The sequence below is a fragment of the Streptomyces fructofermentans genome, assembly GCF_014651055.1.
Lineage (GTDB): Bacteria > Actinomycetota > Actinomycetes > Streptomycetales > Streptomycetaceae > Streptomyces > Streptomyces fructofermentans.
This window is the reverse complement of sequence record NZ_BMWD01000027.1, coordinates 24,861-51,015: the sequence shown is the minus strand read 5'-3', so window position 1 is coordinate 51,015 and position 26,155 is coordinate 24,861. Positions and strand designations below refer to the sequence as shown.

Genomic DNA, 26,155 nt, shown 5'->3' with positions numbered 1-26,155 from the left:
GCAGGAGTTACCGCGTGTCCGGAACCCCGCCGGAGCGGTCCGTGCGCCAGTCCCGCGCGAGCGCGGGAATCACCTGGTCGAGGTGCGAGGCGGTCAACTCGCGCAGCGCCGCCACGCTGAAGTCGTCGCCGGCCCCCCACAGTCGGCCGGCGAGCCGCATCACACCGCCGAACAGGGCCACCGCGACCCGTGGGCGGGGGTCCGCGTCCACGTCGAGGCCCTCACGCTCCGCGATCACCCGGGCGATCTCCTCCTCCAGTCCCTCCTGGCGGCACAGGTGGGCGGCGAGCAGCACGGGCGTCGACTCGATCAACTGGAACGTGCGCATGTGCAGTTCGATCGGCACCACGGCCTCGATGGCCTCCCCGATCGTGTCCCAGTTCGCCATGACGGCGTTGCGCAGCGCCTCCAACGGGGTCTCGTGGGCGGGGCGTTGGCGCACCGCCTCGACGAAGTGCGACTCGGACATCCGCTGCACGGCGAAGGCGGCGTCCTCCTTGCCCGCGAAGTACCGGAAGAACGTGCGCTGCGAGACGTCGACGGCCTCCACGATCTCGTCCACGGTCGTCCGCTCGTAGCCCTGGCTGGTGAACAGCTCCAGCGCGGCCCGTACGAGCGCGTCCCGGGTGCGCCTCTTCTTGCGTTCGCGCAGCCCCGGCCGCGGCGCCGTGTCCATGGGTCCCCTTTTCGTTCCTGCGACGGGCACCCCGGTGTCCACCCGTGAACCCGGCCCGCAACTCCGGTGACGTGACAGTTACCGAATTGTGAATCGGTTTGTCAATTGTCAGTGACTGTCACTAGCCTCGCGCCATGACTAGTCAGACCACCGTCGACACGACGGGACCGGCCGACAAGGCCCCGGCCGCCGCCTCCGGTCCGACCCCGGGCAAGGGTCTGCGGGGCCACCCCTGGTACACGCTGTTCACCGTGGCCGTGGGCGTGATGATGGTGGCCCTGGACGGCACCATCGTGGCGATCGCGAACCCCGCGATCCAGAAGGACCTGAGCGCGACCTTCGCCGACGTCCAGTGGATAACCAACGGCTACTTCCTGGCGCTCGCGGTCGCGCTCATCACCGCGGGCAAGCTCGGTGACCGCTTCGGGCACCGCCAGACGTTCCTCATCGGCGTGGTCGGCTTCGCCGCCGCCTCGGGGGCCATCGGCCTGTCCGACAGCATCGCCTTCGTGGTCGTCTTCCGCGTCTTCCAGGGCCTGTTCGGAGCGCTGCTCATGCCGGCCGCGCTCGGCCTGCTGCGCGCCACGTTCCCGGCCGAGAAGCTGAACATGGCGATCGGCATCTGGGGCATGGTCATCGGTGCCTCCACCGCGGGCGGCCCGATCCTCGGCGGTGTCCTCGTCGAGCACGTGAGCTGGCAGTCCGTCTTCTTCATCAACGTGCCGGTCGGCATCCTCGCCGTCGTCCTCGGCGCGCTGTTCCTCGTCGACCACCGCGCCGACAAGGCACCCCGCTCGTTCGACCTGCTCGGCATCGGACTGCTGTCCGGCGCCATGTTCTGCCTGGTCTGGGCGCTCATCAAGGCCCCCGCGTGGGGCTGGGGCGACGGACTCACCTGGACCTTCCTGCTCGTCTCGGTCCTCGGCTTCGCGCTGTTCGCCGTCTGGGAGACCAAGGTCCGCGAGCCGCTCGTGCCGCTCGGCCTCTTCCGCTCCGTACCGCTGTCGGCCGGTGTCGTCCTGATGGTGCTCATGGCCATCGCCTTCATGGGCGGGCTCTTCTTCGTCACCTTCTACCTGCAGAACGTGCACGGCATGAGCCCGATCGACGCGGGCCTGCACCTGCTGCCGCTGACCGGCATGATGATCGTCGGCTCGCCGCTCGCCGGGGCGCTCATCAGCAAGACGGGTCCGCGCGTCCCGCTCGCGGGCGGCATGGCGCTGACGGCCGTCGCGATGTTCGGTGTGTCGACGCTGGAGACGGACACGGGCAGCGGGCTCATGTCCCTGTGGTTCGCGCTGCTCGGCCTCGGCCTCGCGCCCGTGATGGTCGGTGCCACCGAGGTCATCGTGGGCAACGCCCCGATGGAGCTCTCCGGTGTGGCCGGCGGACTCCAGCAGGCCGCCATGCAGATCGGCGGCAGCCTCGGCACGGCGGTCCTGGGCGCCGTGATGGCCTCCAAGGTCGACAGCGACCTCGCGGGCAACTGGGCGGCCGCGGGGCTCCCGAAACTCACGCCGGAGCAGCACGGCCAGGCCGCGGAGGCGGTCCAGGTCGGCGCCCCGCCCGTGGCTCCGGGCACGCCGCCGGAGATCGCCGCGAAGATCACGGACGTCGCGCACGACACGTTCATCTCCGGCATGAGCCTCGCGAGCCTCGTCGCCGCGGGCGTCGCCGTGGTGGCCGTCTTCGTCGCCTTCCTCACCAAGAAGGGCGAGAACGCGGAAGCGGGCGCGGGAGTCGGGCACATCTAGTCCCGGACCTCCGTCCCGAAGGCCCCGCCGGGCGAACCCGGCGGGGCTTTCGCTCATCCGGGTGACACCGTCCCGTCCGACTGTCATACCGAAGGCGTCGCGGGTCAGAGTGCTTCCGACCGGGCCCCGGGTGTCGGGCGGTTCGGTGGGCGGCGGCGTGCCGCCGGAGGGGGGCGGCACGCCGCCGAAGCCGAAGGAGGCCCGTTCCGGGGCCGGTTGGGGAACGGGCGAGTCTGAAGCGCGAGGCGCGGGGTACCCGGGGAGTGAGCCCGAACCGGCCACCATGAGGCCGGCTCACAGGTCCAGGGAGTTGATGATGGCGGGCTTCAGCCACACCACGCGCAAGCACCCCCGCTCACGTCGCCGTACGAGGTCACGGAGCGGGCCGGACCGCGCGACGCTCGGGATCATCGGAGTCATCTGCGCGATCGCGGGATTCTTCGTGCTGGGGATCGTCCTCGGCCCCGTCGCGGTCGTCTGCGGCTGGCTGGCCATGGGGCGCCGCTGGAACGGCGCCCGCCCGCTGCCCGCACTGGTTGCCCTGGTGCTGGGCGCGATCGACACCGTTCTGGCGATCCTGTGGATCGCCGGGACGGCGGGCCCCGGAAGCGGACTGCTCTGAGGGCCGTCCCGGACCCCGGGACGACACAGGACCGTGTCCCCGCACCCCGCGAAGGGGGGTGCGGGGACACGCCCGCGGGCGGCGCCCACGGTGACCGCCCGTCACGCCCGTTCCCCGGCGGCCGGCTCCGGGGGCCGCGGGACGACCGCTCCCGGGGCGGCCGCCGCGACGGCTCCGGGTACGGCACCCGGTACGGCACCCGGTACGGCTGTGAATGCGGCGACCTGGGTCCGCAGGGCCTTCACCTCCGCCGTGAGCGCCTCGATCGCCGCGGTCTGCCGGCGCTCCTCCTCGTCGTCCGACTCGAACCGCGAGATGAACCAGGCCGCGATGTTGGCGGTCACCACACCGAGCAGGGCGATCCCGGAGAGCATCAGCCCGACGGCGATCATCCGGCCGAGCCCGGTCGTCGGCGAGTGGTCCCCGTAGCCCACGGTCGTCATCGTCGTGAACGCCCACCACACCGCGTCGCCCAGCGTTCGGATGTTCCCGTCGGCGGACTCCCGCTCGACGGACAGCACGGCGAGCGAACCGAACATCAGCAGCGCCACCACCGCGCCGACCACGTACGTGGTGAGCTGGATCTGCGGGGCCGTGCGGGCACGCTGCCCGACGAGCAGCAGCGTGGAGACCAGCCTCAGCAGCCGCAGCGGCTGGATCAGCGGCAGCAGCACAGCGCACAGATCGAGCCAGTGGGTCCGGACGAACTCCCGGCGCCGCTCGGCGAGGGCGAGCCGCACGAGGTAGTCCGCGGCGAACAGGCCCCACACCCCCCACTCCACGGCGGTGCACGCCAGGGCGACCTCGAGGCGTGCGCCGGGCCACACGATCGGCACGGCGTACGCGACCGCGAACACCACAGCCAGCCCCAGCAGCGGACGCTGCGTGGCCCGCTCCCAACGGTCCTGCGCCGATATCACCTTCATGCGCGCATCGTAGGAAACGCGAGGGGGCGACGGGCCCGCGGCCCGTCGCCCCCTCGCTCCGAACGGTGTGCCTAGGCGTCGCCGCCCGCGGGGCCGGGGTCGGCGGCCGCCACGTCCAGCAGCTGGTACCGGTCGATCGCCTGCTTCAGCACCGAGCGGTCGACCTTGCCCTCGCGGGCCAGCTCGGTGAGCACGCCCACCACGATCGACTGCGCGTCGATGTGGAAGAACCGCCGGGCGGCACCGCGCGTGTCCGCGAAGCCGAACCCGTCCGCGCCAAGCGACTGGTAGGTGCCCGGCACCCAGCGGGAGATCTGGTCGGGCACGGACCGCATCCAGTCGGAGACGGCCACGAAGGGCCCCTCGGCCCCCGACAGCTTCCGCGTCACATAGGGGACCCGCTGCTCCTCCTCCGGGTGCAGCAGGTTGTGCCGCTCGACCTCGACGGCCTCGCGCCGCAGCTCGTTCCAGGAGGTCGCCGACCAGACGTCGGCCCTGACGTCCCAGTCCTCGGCGAGCATCCGCTGCGCCTCGACCGCCCACGGCACGGCCACGCCGGACGCCATGATCTGCGCCGGGATCGATCCCGCCGTGCCCGGCGCGTAGCGGTGGATGCCCTTCAGGATGCCCTCGACGTCCACGTCCTCCGGCTCGGCCGGGTGCTGGATCGGCTCGTTGTAGACGGTGAGGTAATAAAAGACGTCCTCGCTGTCCGGGCCGTACATCCTGCGCAGCCCGTCCTGGACGATGTGCGCGATCTCGAATCCGTAGGCCGGGTCGTACGCGACGCAGCCCGGGTTGGTCGAGGCGAGCAGCTGCGAGTGGCCGTCCGCGTGCTGGAGTCCCTCACCGGTCAGTGTCGTACGCCCGGCGGTCGCACCCAGTACGAAACCGCGCGCCAACTGGTCGGCCATCTGCCAGAACTGGTCGCCGGTGCGCTGGAAACCGAACATGGAGTAGAAGACGTAGACCGGGATCAACGGCTCGCCGTGCGTCGCGTACGCCGAGCCGGCCGCGATCAGCGAGGCCGTGCAGCCCGCCTCCGAGATGCCGTCGTGCAGCATCTGCCCGGTCGGCGACTCCTTGTACGCGAGCAGCAGTTCACGGTCCACGGACTCGTACTGCTGGCCGAGCGGGTGGTAGATCTTCGCGCTCGGGAACAGCGAGTCCATGCCGAACGTGCGGTACTCGTCGGGGGCGATCGGCACGAACCGCTTGCCGATCTCCTTGTCCCGCATGAGGTCCTTGAGCAACCGCACGAACGCCATGGTGGTGGCGATGGACTGCTGGCCCGAGCCCTTCTTCGCGTTCGCGTACAGCTTGTCCCCGGGCAGTGCGAGGGGCTTCGCCCGCACGACGCGCGTCGGGACGTACCCGCCGAGCCCGTTGCGGCGGTCGTGCATGTACTGGATCTCCTCGGAGTCCCGGCCCGGGTGGAAGTACGGCGGCGCGCCGGACTCCAGCTCCTTGTCGGAGATCGGCAGGTGCAGCCGGTCGCGGAATCCCTTGAGGTCGGCGACCGTCAGCTTCTTCATCTGGTGCGTCGCGTTGCGGCCCTCGAAGTTCGGGCCGAGCGTCCAGCCCTTGACCGTCTGCGCCAGGATCACCGTCGGCTGGCCCTTGTGCTCCTTGGCCGCCGAGAACGCCGCGAAGATCTTCTTGTGGTCGTGGCCGCCGCGGCCGAGGTGCAGGACCTGGTCGTCGGTCATGTTCTCGACCATGGCCCGCAGCCGGTGGTCGTCACCGAAGAAGTGCTCGCGGATGTACGCGCCGGTCTCGGTGGCGTACGTCTGGAACTGGCCGTCGGGCGTGGTGTTCAGCCGGTTGACGAGCACGCCGTCGCGGTCCTGCGCGAGCAGCGGGTCCCAACTGCGGTCCCACACCAGCTTGACGACGTTCCAGCCGGCGCCGCGGAACTGCGACTCCAGCTCCTGGATGATCTTCCCGTTGCCGCGCACCGGACCGTCGAGGCGCTGGAGGTTGCAGTTCACCACGAAGGTGAGGTTGTCCAGGCCCTCGCGGGCGGCGATGGACAACTGCCCGAGCGACTCCGGCTCGTCCATCTCGCCGTCGCCGAGGAACGCCCATACGTGCGACTTGGAGGTGTCCGCGATGCCGCGCGCCTCCATGTAGCGGTTCATGCGCGCCTGGAAGATCGCGCCGAGCGGGCCGAGTCCCATCGAGACGGTCGGGAACTCCCAGAAGTCCGGCATCAGCCGCGGGTGGGGGTACGAGGACAACCCGTACGGAGCCCTGGACTTCTCCTGGCGGAACGCGTCGAGCTGCTGCTCGGAGAGCCGGTCCAGGAGGAACGCGCGGGCGTAGATGCCGGGGGAGGCGTGCCCCTGGAAGAAGATCTGGTCGCCGCCGTCGCCCTTGTCCTTGCCCCGGAAGAAGTGGTTGAAGCCCACGTCGTAGAGGGAGGCGGAGGACGCGAAGGTGGCGATGTGGCCACCGACCCCGATACCGGGGCGCTGGGCCCTGGACACCATCACGGCCGCGTTCCAGCGGGTCGCGTTGAGGATGCGCCGCTCGATCTCCTCGTTGCCGGGGAAGAACGGCTCGTCCTTGGTGGCGATCGTGTTGACGTAGTCCGTGCTGCGCATCTCGGGCACGGCCACGCGCTTCTCACGGGCCCGTTCGATCAGCCGGAGCATGAGGTAGCGGGCCCGTTCCCGGCCGCGCTGGTCCACGGCGGCGTCGAGGGAGTCGAGCCACTCCTGCGTCTCTTCGGGATCGAAGTCAGGGACCTGACTCGGAAGGCCGCCAATGATGATCGGATTGCGATCGGGTCCGGAAGCCACGCTGTTCCTTCGCTCTCGGGGGCCGCTTTTCTTGGTTCTGTGTCGGCTGTTTCTCTGGTTTCCTGGGTGTCTGCACCGTCCCCCATCGTGTACCTAGGGAACCGAAACGTCATCTCTACCGAGAGGTAACCGAGGCGTTCGACCCGCCCCACCGGGGGCAGGCCCGGCAAATCGCCACGATACGCCCGGGTCATGACGCGTACCGCAAAGCCATTCGAGTCTCGTACCCTCATAGGGTTCCGAAATTCACAAAGCGGGCACAGTGGTGTGGTGTGCGTCACCAATGCCCGTGATTCCCATGGCGGGAGTTGCGGCGACACGGTCGGGATCGTCACCGTTTCGGCGGTCTCGACGGCCGGGTACTTGCGCGATCCGCCCCGCCCGTGTGGACTACGGCCAATGCTGCGCGCACGCGCGTGGCTTGAACTTCCCCAGGCTCCCGGCTTCGCCCGGGTACGGGGAGGACCCCATTACCGAACATGATCAGGAGGCAACCCGTGAGCGCGACCGCGGACCACGCGGAGGAACGGACGAGCCTGGCCGCCAGGCTGGGATTCCAGCCCGAGCAGGTGGTCCAGGAGATCGGCTTCGACGACGACGTCGACCAGGAGCTCCGCGAGGCCATTGAAGAAGTCATCGGCAGTGAGCTCATGGACGAGGAGTACGACGACGTCGCCGACGCCGTGGTGCTCTGGTTCCGTGACGACGACGGCGACCTGACGGATGCGCTGGTGGACGCCACCACGTACGTCGAAGAGGGCGGCGCCGTCCTGCTGCTGACGCCGAAGACCGGCCGAGACGGCTATGTGGAGCCCAGCGACATCGCCGAAGCCGCGACGACCGCGGGTCTGTCCCAGACCAAGAGCATCAGCGTGGGCAAGGACTGGAGTGGCACCAGGCTGGCGACACCGAAGGCGGCGGCCAGGAAGCGCTGAGCCGCAGTCGACGTCACAGAGGCCCCCGCCGACCCAGGTCGGCGGGGGCCTCGCTCATGGGCGGGGGCGGGGCGCTGCGTAGGGTGGGCGTCACCCGAACAGCCTGATGGAAGGGACACAGGACGATGACGATCGAGGTCGGCGACAAGGCCCCGGACTTCGAGCTCAGGGACAACCACGGCGCCACCGTGCGGCTCTCCGACTTCCGCGGCGCGAAGAACGTGGTGCTGCTCTTCTACCCGTTCGCCTTCACCGGCGTCTGCACCGGCGAGCTGTGCGCCCTGCGCGACAACCTGCCGAGGTTCTCCGACCGGGACACCCAGGTGCTCGCCGTCTCGAACGACTCGATCCACACGCTGCGCGTCTTCGGGGAGCAGGAGGGGCTGGAGTACCCGCTGCTGTCCGACTTCTGGCCGCACGGCGAGGTCTCGCGCGCCTACGGCGTCTTCGCCGAGGACAAGGGCTGCGCGGTGCGCGGCACCTTCGTCATCGACAAGGAGGGCGTGGTCCGGTGGACCGTCGTCAACGGCCTGCCCGACGCGCGTGACCTGAACGAGTACGTGGCGGCCCTCGACACCCTGTGACCCGACACATCGGGATTCTTCGCGTGCAGGGCCTGCGGTGACCGGGAACCCGTCACTAGGATCGGCACGTTGATCCGATACCAGCGCAGTACGGGGCTTCCCGCCCCTGGACACCAATGGGAGGACTCGTGGGAGTCAGCCTCAGCAAGGGCGGCAACGTATCGCTGACCAAGGAGGCCCCGGGCCTCACCGCGGTCATCGTCGGTCTGGGGTGGGACGTCCGTACCACCACCGGTACCGATTTCGACCTCGACGCCAGCGCCATCCTGACGAACACGGAGGGCAAGGTCAGCAGCGACGCCAACTTCGTGTTCTTCAACAACCTCAAGAGCCCGGACGGCTCGGTCGAGCACACCGGCGACAACATCACCGGTGAGGGCGAGGGCGACGACGAGCAGATCAAGGTCAACCTCGCCGCCGTCCCGGCGGACATCGAGAAGATCGTCTTCCCGGTCTCGATCTACGACGCCGAGAACCGCCAGCAGTCGTTCGGCCAGGTCCGCAACGCGTTCATCCGCGTCGTGAACCAGGCGGGCGAGGCGGAACTCGCCCGGTACGACCTCTCCGAGGACGCCTCGACGGAGACCGCGATGGTCTTCGGCGAGCTGTACCGGCACGGGGCGGAGTGGAAGTTCCGCGCCATCGGCCAGGGCTACGCCTCGGGCCTGCGCGGCATCGCGCAGGACTTCGGCGTCAACGTCTGACCGTCTCGGGGCGGGTGCCCGGTTCCCTGCGGAGCCGGCGCCCGACCCCACCCGGGCACCCCCTCGTCCCTCCGGGGCGGCGGTGGGCGCCCGCCGATTCACCGCACGCCGACCGGCGCCGCACACTTCTCGTGCGGCGCCGGTCCTGCTCGACAACCCAACGGCTTGACCGGGGAGGACAAGGATCATGGGCGTCACGCTCGCCAAGGGGGGCAATGTCTCCCTCTCCAAGGCCGCACCGAATCTCACCCAGGTGATGATCGGGCTCGGCTGGGACGCGCGCTCCACCACCGGAGCCCCTTTCGACCTCGACGCCAGCGCACTGATGTGCAACGCGGGGCGGGTGCTCGGTGACGAGTGGTTCATCTTCTACAACCAGCTCACGAGTCCGGACGGCTCGGTGGAGCACACCGGCGACAACCTCACCGGTGAGGGCGACGGCGACGACGAGTCCATCCTGATCGACCTCTCCCGGGTGCCGGTCAATGTGGAGAAGATCGTCTTCCCGGTCTCCATCCACGAGGCCGACAACCGCGGCCAGACCTTCGGCCAGGTCAGCAACGCGTTCATCCGCGTCGTCAACCAGGCCGACGGCCAGGAACTCGCCCGCTACGACCTCTCCGAGGACGCCTCCACCGAGACCGCGATGATCTTCGGCGAGGTCTACCGCTACGGCGGCGAGTGGAAGTTCCGGGCGGTGGGCCAGGGATACGCCTCGGGCCTGCGGGGCATCGCCATGGACTTCGGGGTCAACGTCTCGTAAAGCCGGGCCTCGGCGGCCGGCACCGGCCGATCCGGTGAACGGCCGCCCTGCCCGGAAAGGGCTGTTCTCCCTGGTGCGCACGGTGCGTCATGGGTATCCGTACCCCCTGGGGGCGCGGCTCCACGGACGAGATGGGCCCGGCCCGCTCGCCCGGTGGGTCCGCCCTCTAGACTTCGTGGTCAACGTTTCGTAAAGCCGGGTACGGCGGGGGGTGAACCCTCTCCGGACTTCGTCCGGGGGTAGCCCCCCAACTCACGATTGGGTAGCCAGTGGTTCTGAAAACCTTCGGCTGGTCGTTCGCGGTCACCGCGCTCGGCCTGGTCGCAGCGGTGCTGATCGACGGATGGACCGCGTTCGGGATCGTATTGATCCTTTCCATCCTCGAGATCTCGCTGTCCTTCGACAACGCGGTGGTCAACGCCGGAATCCTGAAGAAGATGAGCCCCTTCTGGCAAAAGATCTTCCTCACCATCGGCATTCTCATCGCCGTCTTCGGAATGCGGCTCGTCTTCCCCGTCGTCATCGTCGCGGTCAGCGCGTCGCTCGGTCCCATCGAGGCCGTCGACCTGGCGCTGAACAACCCGACGCGCTACGAGGAACTCGTCACCGACGCCCACCCGTCCATCGCGGCGTTCGGCGGCATGTTCCTGCTGATGATCTTCCTCGACTTCATCTTCGAGGACCGTGACATCAAGTGGCTCGGCTGGCTGGAGCGCCCGCTCGCGAAGCTCGGCAAGGTCGACATGCTGTCGGTCTGCATCGCGCTGATCGTCCTGCTGGCCTCGTCCCTGACCTTCGCCAAGAACGCGCACCTGCACGCCGGTCACGCCGACAAGGCGGAGACGGTCCTGCTCGCCGGCGTCGCCGGTCTGGTCACCTACCTGGTGGTCGGCGGACTCTCCAGCTTCTTCGAGAACCGCCTGGAGGAGGAGGAAGAGCGCGAGCACGAGGCCGAGGAGGAGGCCAGGCGCAGCGGCAAGGAGGTCTCCGCCGTCGCACTCGCCGGCAAGGCGGCCTTCTTCATGTTCCTGTACCTCGAGGTCCTGGACGCGTCCTTCTCGTTCGACGGCGTCATCGGCGCCTTCGCCATCACCAACGACATCGTCCTGATGGCCCTCGGCCTCGGCATCGGCGCCATGTACGTCCGGTCGCTCACGGTCTACCTGGTCCGCCAGGGCACCCTGGACGACTACGTCTACCTGGAGCACGGCGCCCACTACGCGATCGGCGCGCTGGCCGCGATCCTCCTGATCACCATCCAGTACCAGATCAACGAGGTCATCACGGGCCTGGTCGGCGTGGTCCTGATCGCCTGGTCCTTCTGGTCCTCCGTCCGCCGCAACAAGGCGCTCGCGGAGGCCGAGGGGAAGGCCGACGCCTCGGGCGACAAGTCGGAAGTCTCGTCCGGGGTGTGACACGGGTCCTGTTGAGGAACGCTCACTGAGGGGCGGCCGCGGGGGGTCTCGCGGCCGCCTCCGTGCGTCGGGCCGTACGGCCGGCGCGAAGAAGAGGCGTGGGGGGCGGGAATGGGCTTCTGGGAAGGCTTGTGGCGCGGACGGTCGACACAGTTCGACTCGGGCAGCGCGGCGACCAACGCCATAGAACTGACCAAACGGCATCAGACCATCTCGCTCAGCAAGCAGGGCGCGGACACCGGCAACCTCCGCGTCAACCTCTCCTGGCGGATGCGCACCTCGGACATAGGCGGCCCCCACCGGGGCAGCCTGCTGCGCCACCCCTTCCAGGCGTTCAAGCCGGAAGTGGTGCAGGCGCACACCCAGAGCATGGTCAACGTCGACCTGGACCTCGGGTGCATGTACGAACTCACCGACGGCACCAAGGGCGTGGTGCAGCCGCTGGGCGGCTTCTTCGGCGAACTGAACACGGCTCCCTACGTGAAGCTCAGCGGCGACGACCGCTTCGGCTCCGGCTCCGGCGAGACGATCTTCGTCAACCTCGACCACCGCGAGCAGATCAAGCGGCTCCTGGTGTTCGTGTACATCTACGACCAGACACCGGCCTTCGACCGCACCCACGCGATAGTGACGCTGTACCCGAGCAACGGCCCCAGGATCGAGGTCGGCCTCGACGAGCGGCACCCCCAGGCCAGGTCCTGTGCGGTCGTCATGATCGAGAACGTGCGGAACGAACTCGTGGTGCGTCGCGAGGTGAAGTTCGTGTACGGCTTCCAGGCAGAGCTGGACCGGCTCTACGGCTGGGGACTCCAGTGGGGCCGCGGCTTCAAGGCGAAGGCCGACCGCTGACGGGGCGCCACCGCCGGGGCCGGCGGACGGGCACGCCTGGACACGGCGCCCGGCCCGACGACACGCACGGCGCCCGCCGGGCGCGCGGGGCCCGGCCGGACGGCGACGGTGACCGCGGGCTCGGGTCGGTCGACGACCGCGGGTTCGGGTTCGGGCGTGGCCCCGACGCCGGACGCGAGGCCGGGCCCGACTCCGGCCGTGGTGCCGCCCCGGACGGCGGCCGCGGGTTCGGTTCCGTCGCCGACCGTGAGCCCGGGCTTCGGCCTGGGCCTGGGCCCGACGCCGCACGCGAGGTCGGCCCCGACTCCGGCCGTGGTGCCGCCCCGGACAGTGGCCGCGGTGCAGCCCCCGACAGTCGTCGCGAGGCCGAGCCGGGCCGTGGCCGCGGGCTCGGGCCGGAGGGCGGCCCCGGGCTCAAGCCCCGCGGTGGCCGTGGGGCAGGGGCCGACGGCGGCCGTGGGCTCGAATCGGCCGGTGGCCACCGGATCGGGGGCGGCGGCCCCGAGGTGTGCGCCGCGGGCCGGGCGGGGTCCCGCCGGGCGGTGACGCGTGCCCTCGCCGGGCAGGCGCCCCCGTGCCGGTCAGCGGCCGATGAACTGCGGTCCCTGCGGCGGCAGCTTGAAGTCCGGATCGGGCAGCGTGCCGACCGGCTGCGGGTAGCCGTACCCCGACGGCGCGGCGGCGGGCTGGGCCGGAGCCGGCGGCGGATAGCCGTAGCCCGGCTGGCTCGTGGGCTGCGGATACCCGTACGCGGGCTGCGTGGGCGGCGGCTGCTGCCGGGTGGGCTCCGGGCCCGCGGCGGCCGGGGGATAGCCGTAGGCGGGCTGGACGGGCTGCTGGGGCACCTGCGGCGGCTGCTCGGGGGGCAGCGGCCCGGAGCCGGCCGCGACCCGCTCCTCCTCCGCCTCGGACTCGTCCACCGAGATGCCGAAGTCGGAGGCCAGGCCCTTCAGGCCGTTCGAGTAGCCCTCGCCGAGCGCCCGGAACTTCCAGCCCTCGCCCCGCCGGTACAGCTCACCGCAGATCAGCGCGGTCTCCCGGCCGGTCTGCGGCGTGATGTCGAAGCGGGCCATCGGCTCGGAATCGGGGACGGAGGCGTCGTACAGCAGGATGCGCAGCGCGCTGACCCGGTCGAAGGTGACACCCTCGGCCGAGGCGACGAGCAGGATGCGGCCCACCTCGGGGTCGACACCCGACAGCTCCGACTGGATCGTGTCGGTGAGCCCGTCGGCCACCCGCTTCTTGCCGAGCCGCCAGACCTTGCCGGAGGGGTGCCGGGGCTGGTTGTAGAAGACGAAGTCCTCGTCGGATCGCACACGACCGTCGGGTCCCAGCAGGAGCGCCGAGGCGTCCACGTCCGGAGCGCCCCGTCCCGGTGTCCAGCGCAGCACGGCGCGTACCGCCGTGGCCTCCAGCGGGACGTTCGACCCTTTCAGCATCGCGTGCGTCATACGGTCATCCTGCCTTCTGGGGCCTGGTCACGACAACGTGGGGTGCGCTCCGTGGTGCCGGGTACCCGGCAGGGCGACACAATCGTGTGCGCGTCCGTTACCTGAACTTCATGCCCGATGGGAACCCTTGTCATGGATACCTACGTACTATTACCGGCCATATATCGTCAGCCCTTCTAGCCGCCCCGGGGGAGACTCATGCGTCATTTCGGGCACGTTGCCCCTGAGGTGCGGGAACGCCTCTTCCACCGGGAGCCGTGCGACTTCACCGCGGACTCCCCGGCCCGAGTGCTGGCCGCGGCCCTCGGCGCCACCCTCTACAGCCCCGCGACCAGGCCCCGACTGGCCGACGACATCGTGAAGCAGACCCGGCGCGGTGTCGTCTCGATGGTGCTGTGCCTGGAGGACTCGATCGACGACGCCGAGGTCCCCGACGCCGAGGCGAACCTTGTCCGGCAGTTCGGCCTCCTCGCCGAACAGTGTGCGGACACGGAGCTGCCGCTGCTCTTCATCCGGGTCAGGGCGCCCGAGCAGATCCCCGACCTGGTCCGGCGGCTCGGCACCTCGGTCCGGCTGCTGTCCGGATTCGTGCTGCCGAAGTTCACCGAGGAGCGGGGCATCCCGTTCCTGGAGTCGCTCACCTCGGCCGAGGCCGCGAGCGGACGGCGCCTGTTCGCGATGCCCGTCCTCGAATCGCCCGACCTGCTGTACCGGGAGTCGCGCGGGGAGACCCTCGCCGGGATCTTCCGGGCCGTCGACAAGTACCGGGACCGGGTGCTCGCGCTGCGGCTCGGCGTCACCGACTTCTGCTCGGCGTACGGACTCCGCAGGGCGCCCGACATGACCGCGTACGACGTGCAGATCGTGGCGTCGGTGATCGCCGACGTGGTGAACGTGCTGGGACGGGCCGACGGCACCGGGTTCACCGTGACCGGGCCCGTCTGGGAGTACTTCCGGGTCCAGGAGCGCATGTTCAAGCCGCAACTGCGCCGCAGCCCCTTCAGCCCCGAGGCGGAGGACCTGCGCGCGGCGCTGATCGAGCACGACATGGACGGGCTGCTGCGGGAGATCTCCCTGGACCGGGCCAACGGGCTGCTGGGCAAGACCTGCATCCACCCCTCGCACGTCCCGCCGGTGCACGCGCTGTCCGTCGTGAGCCACGAGGAGTTCAGCGACGCCCAGGACATCCTGCGCCCCGACCGCTGCGGGGGCGGTGTGCTCCGGTCCGCGTACACGAACAAGATGAACGAGGTGAAGCCGCACCGCGCCTGGGCCGAGCGGACCCTCCAGCGCGCCGAGGTCTTCGGCGTCGCCAACGAGGACATCGGTTTCGTGGAGCTGCTCGCCGCCGGAATCCCCGGCTGACCCACCCGCACACACCCAAGGAATCCATGAACAACGCTGTGAACGACGGGGCCGGGGCCGGGACGGGTGCCGGCCCCGGGGCCGGAGCACGCCCCGACACCGGGTCCGCCTCCGGGCCGGAGGCCGAACCGGGCCCGGGCCCCGACCCCGGCTCCTCGGCGGGGTCCGGCCGGTCGGGCGCCACCCGGTCGGCGCAAGGCGTACGGCCCGGGCTCGGCGTGTGGTCCGCGACGGGGTTCCGGGCCTCGGACGCGACCGCCGGCCAGGCCGACGGCGGCCCGGACGCGACCGCCGCGCGGGCCGACGGCGGCCCGGGCACGGGCGCCGCGCTCCCGGCGGCCGGGGTGTGGTCCGGGTCCTGGGTCGCCGAGAGGCTCGGCGTCGAACTCGTCGGCGACGAGGGACTCGGCGAACTCCTGGGACTGGCCCTGCGCCGCAACCCCAAGCGGGCGCACCTGCTCGTCTCCCACGTGCTGGGCAAGCACGTCCCGCAGTCGCCCGCCGTCGTGTACGGGCACGGCTTCGCGCTCGGTCTGCGGGTTCGCGAGCTGCTCGGCCGGGACGAGGCCGGCCGTTCCGTCGTCCTCGGCTACGCCGAGACGGCCACCGGGCTCGGCCACGCGGTCGCGGACGGCCTCGGCCCGGCGCCCTGCCTCCACTCGACCCGGCGCCCGGTCGAGGGCGTCGCACGCGCGGGCGGCTTCGAGGAGGCCCACTCGCACGCCACCTCCCACCTCCTGCTCCCCGAGGACCCGGCACTGCTCGCCGGTGACGGCCCGCTGGTCCTGGTGGACGACGAGTTCTCCACCGGCAACACGGTCCTCAACACCATCCGCGACCTGCACGACCGCTATCCGCGCGACCGGTACGTCATAGTCGCCCTGGTCGACATGCGCTCCCCGGCCGACCACGGCCGGCTGGCGGACTTCGCCCGCGAGATCGGCGCCCGCGTCGACCTCGTCGCCGCGGCGAGCGGCACGGTACGGCTCCCCGAGGGCGTCCTGGAGAAGGGACAGGCCCTGGTCGCCCGCCACGAGGCCGCCCGCGGTGCCGAGGCTCCCGCGGGACCGGGCGCCGGGGCGCCCGCGCCGGCCCGGCGCGTCGAGCTGGAGTGGCCCGCCGGCCTGCCCGACGGGGGGCGGCACGGCTTCACCGCGGGACACCGCGAACGGCTGGAGCGGGCCCTGCCCGCCATGGCCGGACGGATCGCCGACGCGCTGCCCGGAACGGCCCGCCGCGTTCTCGTACTCGGCTTCGAGGAACTCATGTACGCGCCGCTCCGGCTCGGTGTGGCCCTGGAGGAACTGACCGAAGCCGAGGTCCGCTACTCCACGACCACCCGCTCCCCGGTGCTCGCCGTGGACGACCCCGGCTACGCGATCCGCACCCGGCTCACCTTCCCCGCCCACGACGGCCCCGCCGACGGCCCGGGCGAGCGCTACGCCTACAACGTCGCGGGCGGCGGCTTCGACGCCGTCGTCGCCGTGGTCGACTCCGTCGCCGACACCCCCGAACTCCACGCCCCCGACGGCCTGTTGGCGCGCCTCGCCGCCCACGCCCGGACCGTCCTGCTCGCCGTCGTGCCCTCGTACGTCCCCGAACGGCCGTCCACCGAAAGGTCATCCATGCTCGCTGAGCCCCTCCGCGGTCCCGACTTCTCCTCGTACGCGGCCGACGAGGTCGGCTGGCTGCTGCAGGACCTCTCGGACACCCGGCTCGAGGCGCCGACGGAGGAGCGCGAGGAGGCCATCCAGAGCGGCGGCGCCCACTACGCGGAGTCGCTGCCCGTCGAGTACCAGCCGAGCGACGCCTACCAGGAGCTGTTCCACAGCGCCCTCGGCGCCTCGGCCGCCCGTATCGCCCAGGCCGTCGGCGCGGTCACGGAACTGGTCCTCGCCGAACGCTCGCCCCGGCCCGTGCTCGTCTCGCTGGCCCGCGCCGGTACGCCCGTCGGCGTCCTGATGCGCCGCTGGGCCCGGCACCGGCACGGCCTCGACCTCCCGCACTACGCCGTCTCCATCGTGCGCGGCCGGGGCATCGACGCCAACGCGCTGCGCTGGCTGGCGGCCCACCACGACCCGGCCGACGTCGTCTTCGTGGACGGCTGGACGGGCAAGGGCGCCATCACCCGGGAACTCGCCGAGGCCGTCCGGGAGTTCGAGGCGTCCGACGGCATCACCGGCTTCGACCCGGAGATCGCGGTGCTCGCCGACCCGGGCTCCTGCGTGCGCACCTACGGCACCCGCGAGGACTTCCTCATACCGTCCGCCTGCCTCAACTCGACGGTCTCCGGACTCATTTCGCGCACTGTTCTGCGAGCCGACCTCGTCGGTGAACACGACTACCACGGCGCGAAGTTCTACCGCGAACTCGCCGGATCGGACGTCTCCGCCGACTTCTTGGACGTCGTCGCGGACCGCTTCGCCGAGGTCGACGACGCGGTCGACACCCAGCTCAAGGAACTGCTCTCCGCGGACCGCAGCCCGACCTGGGAGGGCTGGGCGGCGGTCGAGCGGATCAGCGAGGAGTACGAGATCCACGACGTGAACCTCGTCAAGCCCGGCGTCGGCGAGACCACCCGTGTCCTGCTGCGCCGAGTCCCCTGGAAGATCCTCGCCCGGGCGGGCGCGGGAGCCGACCTCGACCATGTCCGCCTGCTCGCCGAGCAGCGCGGTGTGCCCGTCGAGGAGGTGGCCGAGCTCCCGTACACCTGCGTCGGGTTGATCCACCCCAAGTACACGCGCGGAGCGACCGGCGCCGACGGCCGGGCGGTGTCGCTCTGATGACGGACACCGCCTCCGCTCCCCGGGTCCTCGTCGCCAGCGACCTGGACCGCACCCTCATCTACTCCGCCGCCGCGCTCGCGCTGACCATGCCCGACGCGGAGGCGCCCCGGCTGCTCAGCGTCGAGGTGCACGAGAGCAGGCCGCTGTCGTACATGACCGAGGTCGCGGCCGGTCTGCTCGGTGAACTCGGCGGCCTGGCCGACTTCGTGCCGACCACGACCCGTACCCGCAAGCAGTACCAGCGCATCAGGCTGCCCGGCCCCGCGCCGAAGTACGCGATCTGCGCCAACGGCGGGCACATCCTCGTCGACGGTGTCTCCGACGCCGCCTGGCACGCCTCCGTGCTCGCGCGCCTGGCCAGCGAATGCGCCTCGCTCGACGAGGTGCGCGCCCACATGGAGGCCACCTCGGACCCGTCCTGGGTGCGCAAGCACCGCGTCGCCGAGGACCTCTTCGCGTACGTCGTCGTCGAGCGCGAACTGCTCCCCGAGGACTGGGTGAAGGACCTGGCCGTCTGGGCGGAGAACCGCGGCTGGACCGTCTCGCTCCAGGGCCGCAAGATCTACGCCGTGCCGAAGCCGCTCACGAAGAGCGCCGCCGTGCGCGAGGTCGCCCGCCGCACGGGCACGGCCCTGACGCTCGGGGCCGGCGACTCCCTGCTCGACGCGGACCTGCTGCTGGCCGCCGACCGGGGCTGGCGCCCCGGGCACGGCGAACTGGCCGACGTGGGATGGACGGCACCCGGCATCACGTCGCTCACCGAGACGGGCGTCCTCGCGGGCGAACGGATTCTGCGGGAGTTCCTTCGGGAGTGCCGCTAGCGCGCCGGTCGCGGCGCCCCCCGCCGGCACGCCTTCGGAGCAGCCGCACGGCCGCGAGGAGGAGTACCGCGAGTGCCGCCGCGACCAGCACGATCTTCGAGTACGCGGAGACGTAGCCGGTGACGTCCGTCCAGTTCTCGCCGAGCAGATAGCCGGCGAGGACGAAGACGGTGTTCCAGATGGCGCTGCCCAGCGCGGTCAGACCGAGGAAGACCCGCAGCGGCATCCGCTCGACGCCCGCGGGCACCGAGATCAGGCTGCGGAAGACGGGGATCATCCGGCCGAAGAACACCGCCTTGGTGCCGTGCCGGGAGAACCACGCCTCCGTCCGCTCGATGTCGGAGACCTTCACCAGCGGCAGCCGGGCCGCGATCGCCACCGTGCGGTCGCGGCCGAGCAGCGCGCCCACCCAGTACAGGGCGAGCGCCCCGACGACGGAGCCCGCCGTGGTCCACAGCAGGGCCGCGAACAGGTCCATCCTCCCGGTGCTCGCCGCGAATCCGGCGAGGGGGAGGACGACCTCGCTCGGCAGGGGCGGGAAGAGGTTCTCCAGGGCGACGGCGATGCCCGCGCCCGGCGCTCCGAGCGTGTCCATCAGGCTGTTGATCCACTGGGGTGCGCTGCTGTCGGTCACCCCACCGACGCTAGGGAACCGAAGCTGAAGCCCCGCTGAAGAGCGTCAGCCGCAGCAGCCCCCGCCGCAGCAGCCGCCCCCGCCACCGGCGCCCGGGCCGGGTGCGGGCGCCGAGGCCGAGGCCGAGCCGCCGACCGCGACCGCGGACAGCAGCTTGACCGTGTCGTCGTGCCCGGCGGGGCAGGCCGCGGGCGCGGAGGACTCGGCCATCGGACGGGACTTCTCGAAGGTGTCGCCGCAGGTCCGGCAGCGGTACTCGTAGCGAGGCATGGGCACAGGTTAGCGGGTGCCCGCCGGGCTCGGGCGGGAGCGGGCCGCCCCTTCCGCACGCGGTGTTCCCCCTACCGGCGGGGCGACCCGTCGTCGTGCCCCGACAGCGCCCTCGTCCGGTGCCCCGGGCCCAGCCGCCGCTCGTCCTCGGCCTGGTCGGGGTGGCGGGCCCGCCAGTACGGGTTGTCGTGCGGCAGGGCCGAGCCCACGCGCCCGTACATGCCGAAGAACATCAGCAGCACGCCGACCACGAAGCTGAACAGCACGTTCTGGATCTCGAAGGCGAGGAAGTTGAGGTCCGTCTCCAGCAGGGCGAGGTTCACGAAGCCGCTGAGGATGAAGAGGACCCCGAGGACCATGTTGACCGTGGAGGCGAAGTTCCCGCCGATCACCATGCCCACGAAGAGCAGCAGTCCGACGCAGATCGACAGCACGCTGAGCGCGCCGTTCGTGTTCAGCCCGGCGACCGTGTCCCCGCCGGTGTCGAAGAACCCGACCTTGTCGATCAGGCCGAGGATGCCGAAGGCCAGCAGCACGAGGCCCATGAGCCCCGCGCCGATCCGGTAGAAGGTGCTGAGCCGGTGGTCGACCGGCAGGTGCTCGTCGAGCCGGGCCCGCAGGCCCGGAGCGTTGCGAAGGGTGTGCAGCGAGTGCGTCGCCATGTCCGCCTCCTCGGGTCGGAAGCTGGCGGAGGCCGTACGTACTTCCCAGCATCCGCCCGAAGGGGCGCGACAGCCACCCACGGGCGGGCTCGGGCCCGCGGGTCCGGCCCGCGGGCCCGCGGGCCATGGAGGGGTTCGTCCGCCGGGGCGGTGGGGATCAGGCCGCGCCGCCGCGGTCGTCACGGATCTGGGAGACGACCCGCGCCACCGTGCCGCGCACGGCCTCCAGCTCGGTGAGGAAGTGCCAGTAGTCGGGGTGGCGCCCCTCCAGCGTGCCGATCGCCCGGTCAAGCCGGGCCACCGAGTCGTCGAGGGGGCGGGCGTGCCGCGGGTCGGGGGTGTTGCGCCCCGCCATCGCGAGCCGCTGGGCGTCCCGGATCGCGAAACGCGTCCGCTCGATCTCCTGCTGGGGGTCCTTCGACACCGCGTTCAGCTGCCGCAACCGGTCGCCGGCGGCGGAGACGGCCTCGTCCGTCGTGTTCAGCAGGGCACGCACCGTGGTCAGCAGCGACAGCGCGTCCGCCCACCGCTGGGCGTCACGGGCGGTCCGCGCCTCCGCGAGCTTCGCCTCGGCCTGCCGGACGGTCTCCGCCGCCTGGTCCGGCACATGCTGGAGGTCCTGCCAGCAGGCCGCCGTGAACCGGCGCCGCAACTCGCTCAGCACCGGGTCCACCTGCTCCGAGCGCGTGGTGAGGGCCTGCGCGCGCGTACGCAGCGACACGAGACGGTGGTCGATCTCGGCGGCACGCTCCGGCAGCCGCTCGGCCTCCACGCGCACGGCCTCGGCGTCCCGCGCGACCCGGTCGGCGCGCTCCAGCGTCTCCGCCACTCCGTGCTGACCCGCACCCTGGTTGAGCATGGTCAGCTCGGGCGCGAGAGCGGCGAGCCGCGCCGCGAGGTCGTCCGCCCTGAGCCGCGTACCGCGCACCGCGTCGAGCGCGTTCGACGCGGCCAGCAGGGACTGGCGGGCGCGCTCCACGGCCGGGGCGAGACGGGCAAGCCGGGTCTCCGCCTTGTCGAGCAGCGGACCGAGCCCGCGCTCGAAGCGGTCCAGCTCCTGCCTGACCCGGTCCAGGTCCCCCTTGGCCCGGGTCAGCTCCGTACGCGCCTGGGCGGCGACCGAGGCCTCGAGGTCGTCGCGGTCCAGGTCGTGGGCGTCGACCGCGGTGATGTACGTGTGGCTGGCCTCGTCGATGCGCCGGCCGAGGTCCTCGAAGTCGGAGACCGCGCGGCGGGCCGCCGGGGTGTCGTCGACGGCCCTGATCGTCTCGATGGAGATGCGCAGATCGCGCTGGGCGGTGTCCAGTTCGTAGAACGCGGCGGCCGCCTCGTCCTTCGCGGCCTGCGCCTCGGCGCGCACGCTCTCCGAGCGCCCGCCGAACCACCGCCGGGTGCCGCCGCCGGCGAACGCGGCGGGCAGCGTGAGCGCGAGCAGCGGGAGCGGGAGGAGGACCAGGGCGAGCAGGTCCCGGGCGGCACGGCGCGCCCCCGCGGGCCGCGACCCGGCACGGGGGCGGGATGTCTGCTGTGCGCATGGCACAAACGGTGTGTACGGCTGCGTCGGTGTCGCCGTCACTTCCCTCTCCCGTGCTGTCATCCGCCCTGCCCGGTGTCATTCTCCCACCAGGTAAGGACGAACACACGGGTCGGTTAGTTCGCCGTACGCACCGTGACTTTCCCGTCCTGGGTGCGGGCGGACACGACGTGGGGGCTGCGCTCGTCGCGGGGCACGGACACGTCCACGGCGCCGTCGTCGGCCTCGGCCGTGACGCGGTACGTCGCGTCCGGCAGCCCGATCGTCAGGGAGCCGTCCTGGCCGCGCGCCGACACGCGGTCCGGAACGGTCGTGAGGTCCAGGCGCACCGAGCCGTCCCGCGTGTCCACGTCCACCCGCCGGGAATCGACGCCGGTCGCGGTCACCGAGCCGTCGCTGGTACGCAGGGTGAGCGGTCCGGAGACGTCGTCGACGCGTACGGAGCCGTCGCTCGCCTCGATCCGCAGCGCCTTGTCGAACCCGTTCGCCCGCACACTGCCGTCCTTGCCCTTCACGGTGACCGCGACACCGCGCGGCACCTCGACACGGTGCCGGGCCGAGCAGTCGGCGACCACGCCCGAGCAGTGCACACGGAGGGTCAGGGTGTCGTCCTTCATGGCCCAGGTCACCTCGGGGTCCCCGCCGAGCACGACGCGGGCGTCGAACCACCGGGTCACCCGGACCTCGTCGACGTCCGCGGGGACCAGTTCGAGCGCGGAGTCGGCCGAGTCGACCGTCAGCGTCCGGCCGTCGAGTGCGAAGGACCGGTGTTCCGGGTCGCTGTCGTCGCCCGCGTCGCCCCCGCACCCGGTGGCGAGGAGGCCGACGGCGAGGACGCACGCGCCGACGGCGACGAGCGAACGCCGGCGACGACGCGCGACGGCACCGGCCGCCCGCCGCTCGTCGCGGACCGATGGACGATGGCGACTGCTCATGACGGGACTCCCCCTGGTCGGACGCCCGCGGCTCCACGATGTGGCCCGGGCACACTTCGACCGTACGGAGCCGGGCCCGGCCGGGGGATCCGGGCGGCTCCCGGATCGGGGGTGGGGTAAACCCCCGCATCGCATCCCCGCCCCGCGGCCCGCGATACGGGTTTGCCGGGCACCGCCCCGGGCAATGTAGGCTGTCGAATCGTCCCGGGCGCGTAGCTCAGTGGTAGAGCGCCGCCCTTACAAGGCGGATGTCGGCGGTTCGAAACCGTCCGCGCCCACCGGGCCGAAGACCCCCCGCCGATCATGGCTGGGGGTCTTTGACATCCAGATCCGACACTTCACCCATCGGTTGTCGTGCAGAGTCCGCTCTCCGTGGATCTGCCGACGTTCGAGGTCGGTCGGCGGCGCCACAGAGGTCGAGCGATCCGGCACGCGGTAGGAACTACGTCCCTGCACCACGATGGCGCCCTCTGCGAGCAGGGACGATCACATTCGACAGGTCTAGGCCCGAAGCCATGCTCGCCGGTGCCGTGCGACGGCGTAGACCTGCTCAACCTCCTCCGGAGTGAACGCACCCGTGAGGGGACCGAGGGCTGACACCTGCCGCTCCTCGTAGATGTGCACGACGTACTGCGTGACGGCCCGATCCAGCGACTCGATGTCCACGAATACGAGCACGGGCTCGACCGGCACCAGAAAGCCGCAGTGGAGCTCCAGGACCCTCCGAGCCGCCGCAGCCTCGGACTTGGCCGCAGCCGCGTACGGGTACGGGCGTCCACCGTTGACCTTGGCCATGGTGTCCCCGACCCACACCACAGCGTTGGGATGCCGCTTGGTGTTGACGGTGAAGACTCCGCCGGCGCCGATGAGCAGGTGGTCGATGTCTCCACCACGTCCGTTGGGCAACCCGTGCAGTACTCGCCAGCCCTGGCTCCTGAGCCGCTCCAGTTCGCGACCGACGCGGCGTTCTCCTACGAGTCCGGCGAAGTGGGAGTCCCACTCCGAAGGCTGCCTGCGGAGCTTGGACCAAAGCCGTTCCGCGCTCGAGGGCCCGCGTACGGCCGTCGACTCGATCAGTCCTGCACCAGGAGGATTCCGGGCCAGATCATCAGCGACGGTCAGTTGTGGCAGTTTCACTGTTCGGTGAGGCCGTGACGGGGCCGGCGCGTCGCGCGACGGCGGATGCGTGGCTCGATGCGGCTGCGGCTCCGATGCCGCGTTTGTCCGGTGAGGAGCTGCCGGTCGGACGATCAGGGAGTCCCCGAGGTGTTGCCGCAGTAGAACGAGAGCCTCGGCGCGATACTCCTCAACTTTGATCGTGACTTCCTTGGTGACCCGGTCCGCCCACGCAACCGCGGTGCCATTCCGCAGGTTCACGTAGAGACGATCCCGGCCGTGCCGCTTCCACGGGTTCACTGACAGATCACTCATGGAGCCCGCCCCCAAGCTCATCAGCGCGTCCTCACCTGCCATGGGAGCAGCCGACCTGGCACGGGACAAGACCGCCTCGAAGGTGCGGTCAAACTTTCCCTACGTCATCAAGTCCGGCTGCGCTCCGCTCCGCCGCCCTGCGCGCTCATACCTTCGGCCCGCGCTGCGGGCGCTGCGCCGACGCGCGCCGACGAGCAGATGGCCGGTTCCATGAGCGGCGACCACCGCACGAACGCGGCCACGGTCAAGGACATGCCTCCGGCGGGGGCGCTCCGACTCCGGGATGGAGGGGGTGCCGCTCGCGGGTGCCGGCCGAGTGGGGCGTGCGTGGGGAGCTGGGGAGGGTGGTGGGTTGGGGTGTGAGTTGTCAGCAACGCCAAGCTGACAGGATGCAGCCATGCCCGAGTACACGATCAGCACCCAGAGCGGACGCGACTGGCCCGACATGCCCGCTGGCGACCTCTCCAGTCGCCTCCTGCCGAAGTCTCTGCAATGCAAGATCGTGGACGACGGCGATGTGCTGGTCTTTCGCGTTGGTAAGGCCACTGTCAGTGTCTCTTGGGAGCTTGCCGGTACCTGGTACGTCGACATCGAAGGCTCCGAGTCCTCCGGGTCGGCGGATCTGATCGCCGCTGAGATCGCACAGCAACTTGGTGATGCGACTGGAGAGCAGGCCGTTCACCACAAGGTCACTGATTGATGGACTTCGGACTTCGCCATCATCTTGTCAAGGCCGCACTCGACTGCTGACACCAACACCTGACACCAACAAGGGCGGACACAGGCGGTCGACGCCGAACCTCAGCGGACGGTCGGTCGAGTACCGGAGCGGGTTGGCCGACGTCCACAGCCCCCGTGATCGACCTGATAAGGATGAGGCCACCTGGTCAAATCCTGTGCCCAACTGGGGCGCCGTCCGCGGCCTATGGACGGCGCCCCGATGGGCTCCTGTCCGCGAGGAACTCATGGCAGAACCGATTCACTACACGAGCTTTCCCGGCTTCGAGGGCACCAGCCTGGAAGACAGGTTCGTCTTGGAGATCCAGGCAACACCGGGCCGACTGAACATCACGTTGGACCTCATGATCGGGTGGGCCCACCCGTTCCACCGAGACCCACTCGAAGGTGAGGTGGCCTGCTTCCGGAAGGCCGTGATCGAGTTTCCCGCTGTTCAGGAACTCACCTGGACCCGCCAGAGCAGCATCAGGCCGGCAGTGGATGCCAGCGGCGAGCAGGACTGGGGCGGGATCGATGCGCTGCGACAGCTCGGGTCGTCTACCAACTCGAAGGCGACTGGGGAGCGATCGAGGTCGTGTCTCAGGTGCCGATCGTGCGGATCATCGGCGACTGATCTGCGGTACAGCAGGGAAGTACAGCAACCGTGGCGACCGCGGGCAACCGGCACGAGCCGTTGCCACCCTCGTGATCAGGTCGGGAGACCTCAGCGACCTCCCCGTCCGTAGTTCGCATCGAGGAGGCCCGCGGGGCGTGCCACTTCCGTGCCGGAACGGGCGGGGCCTCACGGGGAATCGAGGTTCCCCAGGGTGAGCACGGCCTACGTCGCCCAAGGCAGGGATTCCAGGTCAGGCCCGGGGACCCCCAACCTCGCTCCTAAAGCGGGTGTACGCGATCCAGCACGTGAAGACACCATGCCATCATCGGATAATGCTGACCAAGGAGGATGCGCGCCGGCTGGTGCTGGCCGAGATCCACGAAGCGCGGAGCCACATCCACGACGCACGGAGCCACGTCACGTACGACCTCCAGATCCTGCGCGTGGAGGACTTGCCGTTCGGGTGGATCTTCTACTGGGGGGCGGTCCGGGACGGTCAGAGCGGACAGCGCCCTCAGTTTGGAGGCAACGGTCCTTTCCTGGTGGATCGTGAAAACGAGCGGTTGATCCGAACTGCCACCAGCATCCCCATAGCTCGCCAGATCGAGGACTACGAACGCCGACTGCGACGCGAAGCTCACGCCCGGAACACGGCAGCGAAGCAAGCTGCGCAGCAGCCATGAGTGTCTAACTGCGCGGCGCCGACGGACAGCGGCGGACGCACGCGAACGTCTGCGGACCATCAGCGCAGGTGAGTGCCACACCAGTCCAGGGCACCACCCCCACCCAAGTTGCTTCGGGACGAAGAGGTCACTCCGTTAAGGTGCGCCCCGTGCCCTACGAGCCCCCGCCTGTCCAGAGTGGCCGCCAGCCTACGGAGTCTGGCGGCCTGATGCTCTCC

At 70.7% G+C, this 26,155-nt stretch carries 23 protein-coding genes and 1 tRNA gene; 14 read left to right on the top strand and 10 right to left on the bottom strand.

Annotation, left to right across the window (positions count from 1 at the left end; translation table 11 throughout):
* Positions 1-7: 7 nt before the first annotated feature.
* Complete coding sequence (locus IE265_RS30050; protein WP_190038883.1) at positions 8-676, bottom strand: TetR family transcriptional regulator; 669 nt, start codon at positions 674-676, stop codon at positions 8-10.
* 134 nt (positions 677-810) lie between these two features.
* On the opposite strand from IE265_RS30050, the gene IE265_RS30045 reads away from it, so the two are divergent.
* Positions 811-2,430, top strand: coding sequence for an MFS transporter (locus IE265_RS30045; RefSeq protein ID WP_190038882.1), 1,620 nt, complete (start codon positions 811-813; stop codon positions 2,428-2,430).
* A gap of 313 nt (positions 2,431-2,743) precedes the next feature.
* Positions 2,744-3,052, top strand: a complete 309-nt coding sequence (locus tag IE265_RS30040) for a small hydrophobic protein (RefSeq protein WP_190038956.1) — start codon at positions 2,744-2,746, stop codon at positions 3,050-3,052.
* A 101-nt stretch (positions 3,053-3,153) separates the two neighbouring features.
* On the opposite strand, the gene IE265_RS30035 is transcribed toward IE265_RS30040, so the two are convergent.
* Positions 3,154-3,978 (bottom strand): potassium channel family protein, encoded by an 825-nt coding sequence (locus IE265_RS30035; RefSeq protein WP_190038881.1) that lies wholly within the window; start codon positions 3,976-3,978, stop codon positions 3,154-3,156.
* Positions 3,979-4,049: 71 nt separating this feature from the next.
* Positions 4,050-6,782 (bottom strand): pyruvate dehydrogenase (acetyl-transferring), homodimeric type, encoded by a 2,733-nt coding sequence (aceE, locus tag IE265_RS30030; RefSeq protein ID WP_190038880.1) that lies wholly within the window; start codon positions 6,780-6,782, stop codon positions 4,050-4,052.
* A gap of 497 nt (positions 6,783-7,279) precedes the next feature.
* Between aceE and IE265_RS30025 the strand changes: the two genes are divergently transcribed.
* The 6 genes from IE265_RS30025 to IE265_RS30000 all read left to right on the top strand — a co-directional run bounded on the left by IE265_RS30025 (position 7,280) and on the right by IE265_RS30000 (position 12,032).
* Entirely contained in the window at positions 7,280-7,717 is a 438-nt protein-coding gene (locus IE265_RS30025) for a DUF3052 domain-containing protein (RefSeq protein WP_190038879.1), read from the top strand.
* Positions 7,718-7,842: 125 nt separating this feature from the next.
* A complete protein-coding gene (locus tag IE265_RS30020) occupies positions 7,843-8,301 on the top strand; it encodes a peroxiredoxin (RefSeq protein WP_190038878.1) in 459 nt (152 codons plus the stop codon).
* A gap of 128 nt (positions 8,302-8,429) precedes the next feature.
* Positions 8,430-9,005: a calcium homeostasis/redox stress adaptation protein gene (locus tag IE265_RS30015; protein WP_190038877.1), complete on the top strand. Its 576-nt coding sequence runs from the start codon at positions 8,430-8,432 to the stop codon at positions 9,003-9,005.
* Positions 9,006-9,192: 187 nt separating this feature from the next.
* Positions 9,193-9,768, top strand: coding sequence for a TerD family protein (locus IE265_RS30010; protein WP_190038876.1), 576 nt, complete (start codon positions 9,193-9,195; stop codon positions 9,766-9,768).
* A 269-nt stretch (positions 9,769-10,037) separates the two neighbouring features.
* Positions 10,038-11,183, top strand: coding sequence for a DUF475 domain-containing protein (locus IE265_RS30005; RefSeq protein ID WP_190038875.1), 1,146 nt, complete (start codon positions 10,038-10,040; stop codon positions 11,181-11,183).
* A 111-nt stretch (positions 11,184-11,294) separates the two neighbouring features.
* A complete protein-coding gene (locus IE265_RS30000; RefSeq protein ID WP_190038874.1) occupies positions 11,295-12,032 on the top strand; it encodes a TerD family protein in 738 nt (245 codons plus the stop codon).
* A gap of 581 nt (positions 12,033-12,613) precedes the next feature.
* Here the strand turns inward: IE265_RS30000 and IE265_RS29995 are convergent.
* Entirely contained in the window at positions 12,614-13,483 is an 870-nt protein-coding gene (locus tag IE265_RS29995; RefSeq protein WP_190038873.1) for a TerD family protein, read from the bottom strand.
* A gap of 198 nt (positions 13,484-13,681) precedes the next feature.
* Between IE265_RS29995 and IE265_RS29990 the strand changes: the two genes are divergently transcribed.
* The 3 genes from IE265_RS29990 to IE265_RS29980 are packed head-to-tail and all read left to right on the top strand — an operon-like array spanning position 13,682 to position 18,455.
* Positions 13,682-14,848: an HpcH/HpaI aldolase/citrate lyase family protein gene (locus IE265_RS29990; protein WP_190038872.1), complete on the top strand. Its 1,167-nt coding sequence runs from the start codon at positions 13,682-13,684 to the stop codon at positions 14,846-14,848.
* Between the two features lie 26 nt (positions 14,849-14,874).
* Complete coding sequence (locus IE265_RS29985; RefSeq protein ID WP_229916716.1) at positions 14,875-17,631, top strand: phosphoribosyltransferase; 2,757 nt, start codon at positions 14,875-14,877, stop codon at positions 17,629-17,631.
* Positions 17,631-18,455 (top strand): HAD family hydrolase, encoded by an 825-nt coding sequence (locus IE265_RS29980; protein WP_190038871.1) that lies wholly within the window; start codon positions 17,631-17,633, stop codon positions 18,453-18,455. The genes IE265_RS29985 and IE265_RS29980 overlap by 1 nt, the downstream gene beginning before the upstream one ends.
* Here IE265_RS29980 and IE265_RS29975 read toward each other — a convergent pair.
* From IE265_RS29975 to IE265_RS29955, 5 genes are all read right to left on the bottom strand, one after another.
* Entirely contained in the window at positions 18,391-19,050 is a 660-nt protein-coding gene (locus IE265_RS29975) for a DedA family protein (protein WP_190038954.1), read from the bottom strand. The two genes, IE265_RS29980 and IE265_RS29975, sit on opposite strands and share 65 nt — an antisense overlap.
* An 84-nt stretch (positions 19,051-19,134) precedes the next feature.
* Positions 19,135-19,359 carry an FmdB family zinc ribbon protein gene (locus IE265_RS29970; protein ID WP_190038870.1) on the bottom strand — a complete coding sequence of 75 codons (225 nt, stop codon included), beginning with the start codon at positions 19,357-19,359 and terminating at the stop codon, positions 19,135-19,137.
* A 71-nt stretch (positions 19,360-19,430) separates the two neighbouring features.
* Positions 19,431-20,021 (bottom strand): DUF4383 domain-containing protein, encoded by a 591-nt coding sequence (locus tag IE265_RS29965; RefSeq protein ID WP_190038869.1) that lies wholly within the window; start codon positions 20,019-20,021, stop codon positions 19,431-19,433.
* A 157-nt stretch (positions 20,022-20,178) separates the two neighbouring features.
* A complete protein-coding gene (locus tag IE265_RS29960) occupies positions 20,179-21,597 on the bottom strand; it encodes a hypothetical protein (RefSeq protein WP_190038868.1) in 1,419 nt (472 codons plus the stop codon).
* 74 nt (positions 21,598-21,671) lie between these two features.
* On the bottom strand, positions 21,672-22,490 hold the full coding sequence (locus tag IE265_RS29955; RefSeq protein ID WP_190038867.1) for a DUF4097 family beta strand repeat-containing protein: 819 nt from the start codon (positions 22,488-22,490) through the stop codon (positions 21,672-21,674).
* A 206-nt stretch (positions 22,491-22,696) separates the two neighbouring features.
* On the opposite strand from IE265_RS29955, the gene IE265_RS29950 reads away from it, so the two are divergent.
* A tRNA-Val gene (locus tag IE265_RS29950) sits at positions 22,697-22,768 on the top strand.
* Positions 22,769-22,991: 223 nt separating this feature from the next.
* On the opposite strand, the gene IE265_RS29945 is transcribed toward IE265_RS29950, so the two are convergent.
* Positions 22,992-23,627 (bottom strand): nuclease-related domain-containing protein, encoded by a 636-nt coding sequence (locus IE265_RS29945; protein WP_308434832.1) that lies wholly within the window; start codon positions 23,625-23,627, stop codon positions 22,992-22,994.
* 691 nt (positions 23,628-24,318) lie between these two features.
* Here IE265_RS29945 and IE265_RS29940 point away from each other — a divergent pair.
* Positions 24,319-24,621 (top strand): hypothetical protein, encoded by a 303-nt coding sequence (locus IE265_RS29940; RefSeq protein ID WP_190038866.1) that lies wholly within the window; start codon positions 24,319-24,321, stop codon positions 24,619-24,621.
* Between the two features lie 965 nt (positions 24,622-25,586).
* Complete coding sequence (locus tag IE265_RS29935) at positions 25,587-25,937, top strand: hypothetical protein (RefSeq protein ID WP_190038865.1); 351 nt, start codon at positions 25,587-25,589, stop codon at positions 25,935-25,937.
* The last annotated feature ends 218 nt before the right edge of the window (positions 25,938-26,155 follow it).

Excerpts from the sequence above, each read along its gene's own strand:
- IE265_RS29955 (WP_190038867.1), bottom strand. The coding sequence starts at position 22,490 with ATGAGCAGTCGCCATCGTCCATCGGTCCGCGACGAGCGGCGGGCGGCC.
- IE265_RS29995 (WP_190038873.1), bottom strand. The coding sequence starts at position 13,483 with ATGACGCACGCGATGCTGAAAGGGTCGAACGTCCCGCTGGAGGCCACG.
- IE265_RS30045 (WP_190038882.1), top strand. The coding sequence starts at position 811 with ATGACTAGTCAGACCACCGTCGACACGACGGGACCGGCCGACAAGGCC.
- IE265_RS29940 (WP_190038866.1), top strand. The coding sequence starts at position 24,319 with ATGCCCGAGTACACGATCAGCACCCAGAGCGGACGCGACTGGCCCGAC.
- IE265_RS29975 (WP_190038954.1), bottom strand. The coding sequence starts at position 19,050 with ATGGACACGCTCGGAGCGCCGGGCGCGGGCATCGCCGTCGCCCTGGAG.
- IE265_RS30000 (WP_190038874.1), top strand. The coding sequence starts at position 11,295 with ATGGGCTTCTGGGAAGGCTTGTGGCGCGGACGGTCGACACAGTTCGAC.
- IE265_RS30035 (WP_190038881.1), bottom strand. The coding sequence starts at position 3,978 with ATGAAGGTGATATCGGCGCAGGACCGTTGGGAGCGGGCCACGCAGCGT.
- IE265_RS29990 (WP_190038872.1), top strand. The coding sequence starts at position 13,682 with ATGCGTCATTTCGGGCACGTTGCCCCTGAGGTGCGGGAACGCCTCTTC.
- IE265_RS29965 (WP_190038869.1), bottom strand. The coding sequence starts at position 20,021 with ATGGCGACGCACTCGCTGCACACCCTTCGCAACGCTCCGGGCCTGCGG.
- IE265_RS30020 (WP_190038878.1), top strand. The coding sequence starts at position 7,843 with ATGACGATCGAGGTCGGCGACAAGGCCCCGGACTTCGAGCTCAGGGAC.
- IE265_RS29980 (WP_190038871.1), top strand. The coding sequence starts at position 17,631 with ATGACGGACACCGCCTCCGCTCCCCGGGTCCTCGTCGCCAGCGACCTG.
- IE265_RS29985 (WP_229916716.1), top strand. The coding sequence starts at position 14,875 with ATGAACAACGCTGTGAACGACGGGGCCGGGGCCGGGACGGGTGCCGGC.
- IE265_RS29970 (WP_190038870.1), bottom strand. The coding sequence starts at position 19,359 with ATGCCTCGCTACGAGTACCGCTGCCGGACCTGCGGCGACACCTTCGAG.
- IE265_RS30040 (WP_190038956.1), top strand. The coding sequence starts at position 2,744 with ATGATGGCGGGCTTCAGCCACACCACGCGCAAGCACCCCCGCTCACGT.
- IE265_RS30050 (WP_190038883.1), bottom strand. The coding sequence starts at position 676 with ATGGACACGGCGCCGCGGCCGGGGCTGCGCGAACGCAAGAAGAGGCGC.
- IE265_RS29935 (WP_190038865.1), top strand. The coding sequence starts at position 25,587 with ATGCTGACCAAGGAGGATGCGCGCCGGCTGGTGCTGGCCGAGATCCAC.
- IE265_RS30010 (WP_190038876.1), top strand. The coding sequence starts at position 9,193 with ATGGGCGTCACGCTCGCCAAGGGGGGCAATGTCTCCCTCTCCAAGGCC.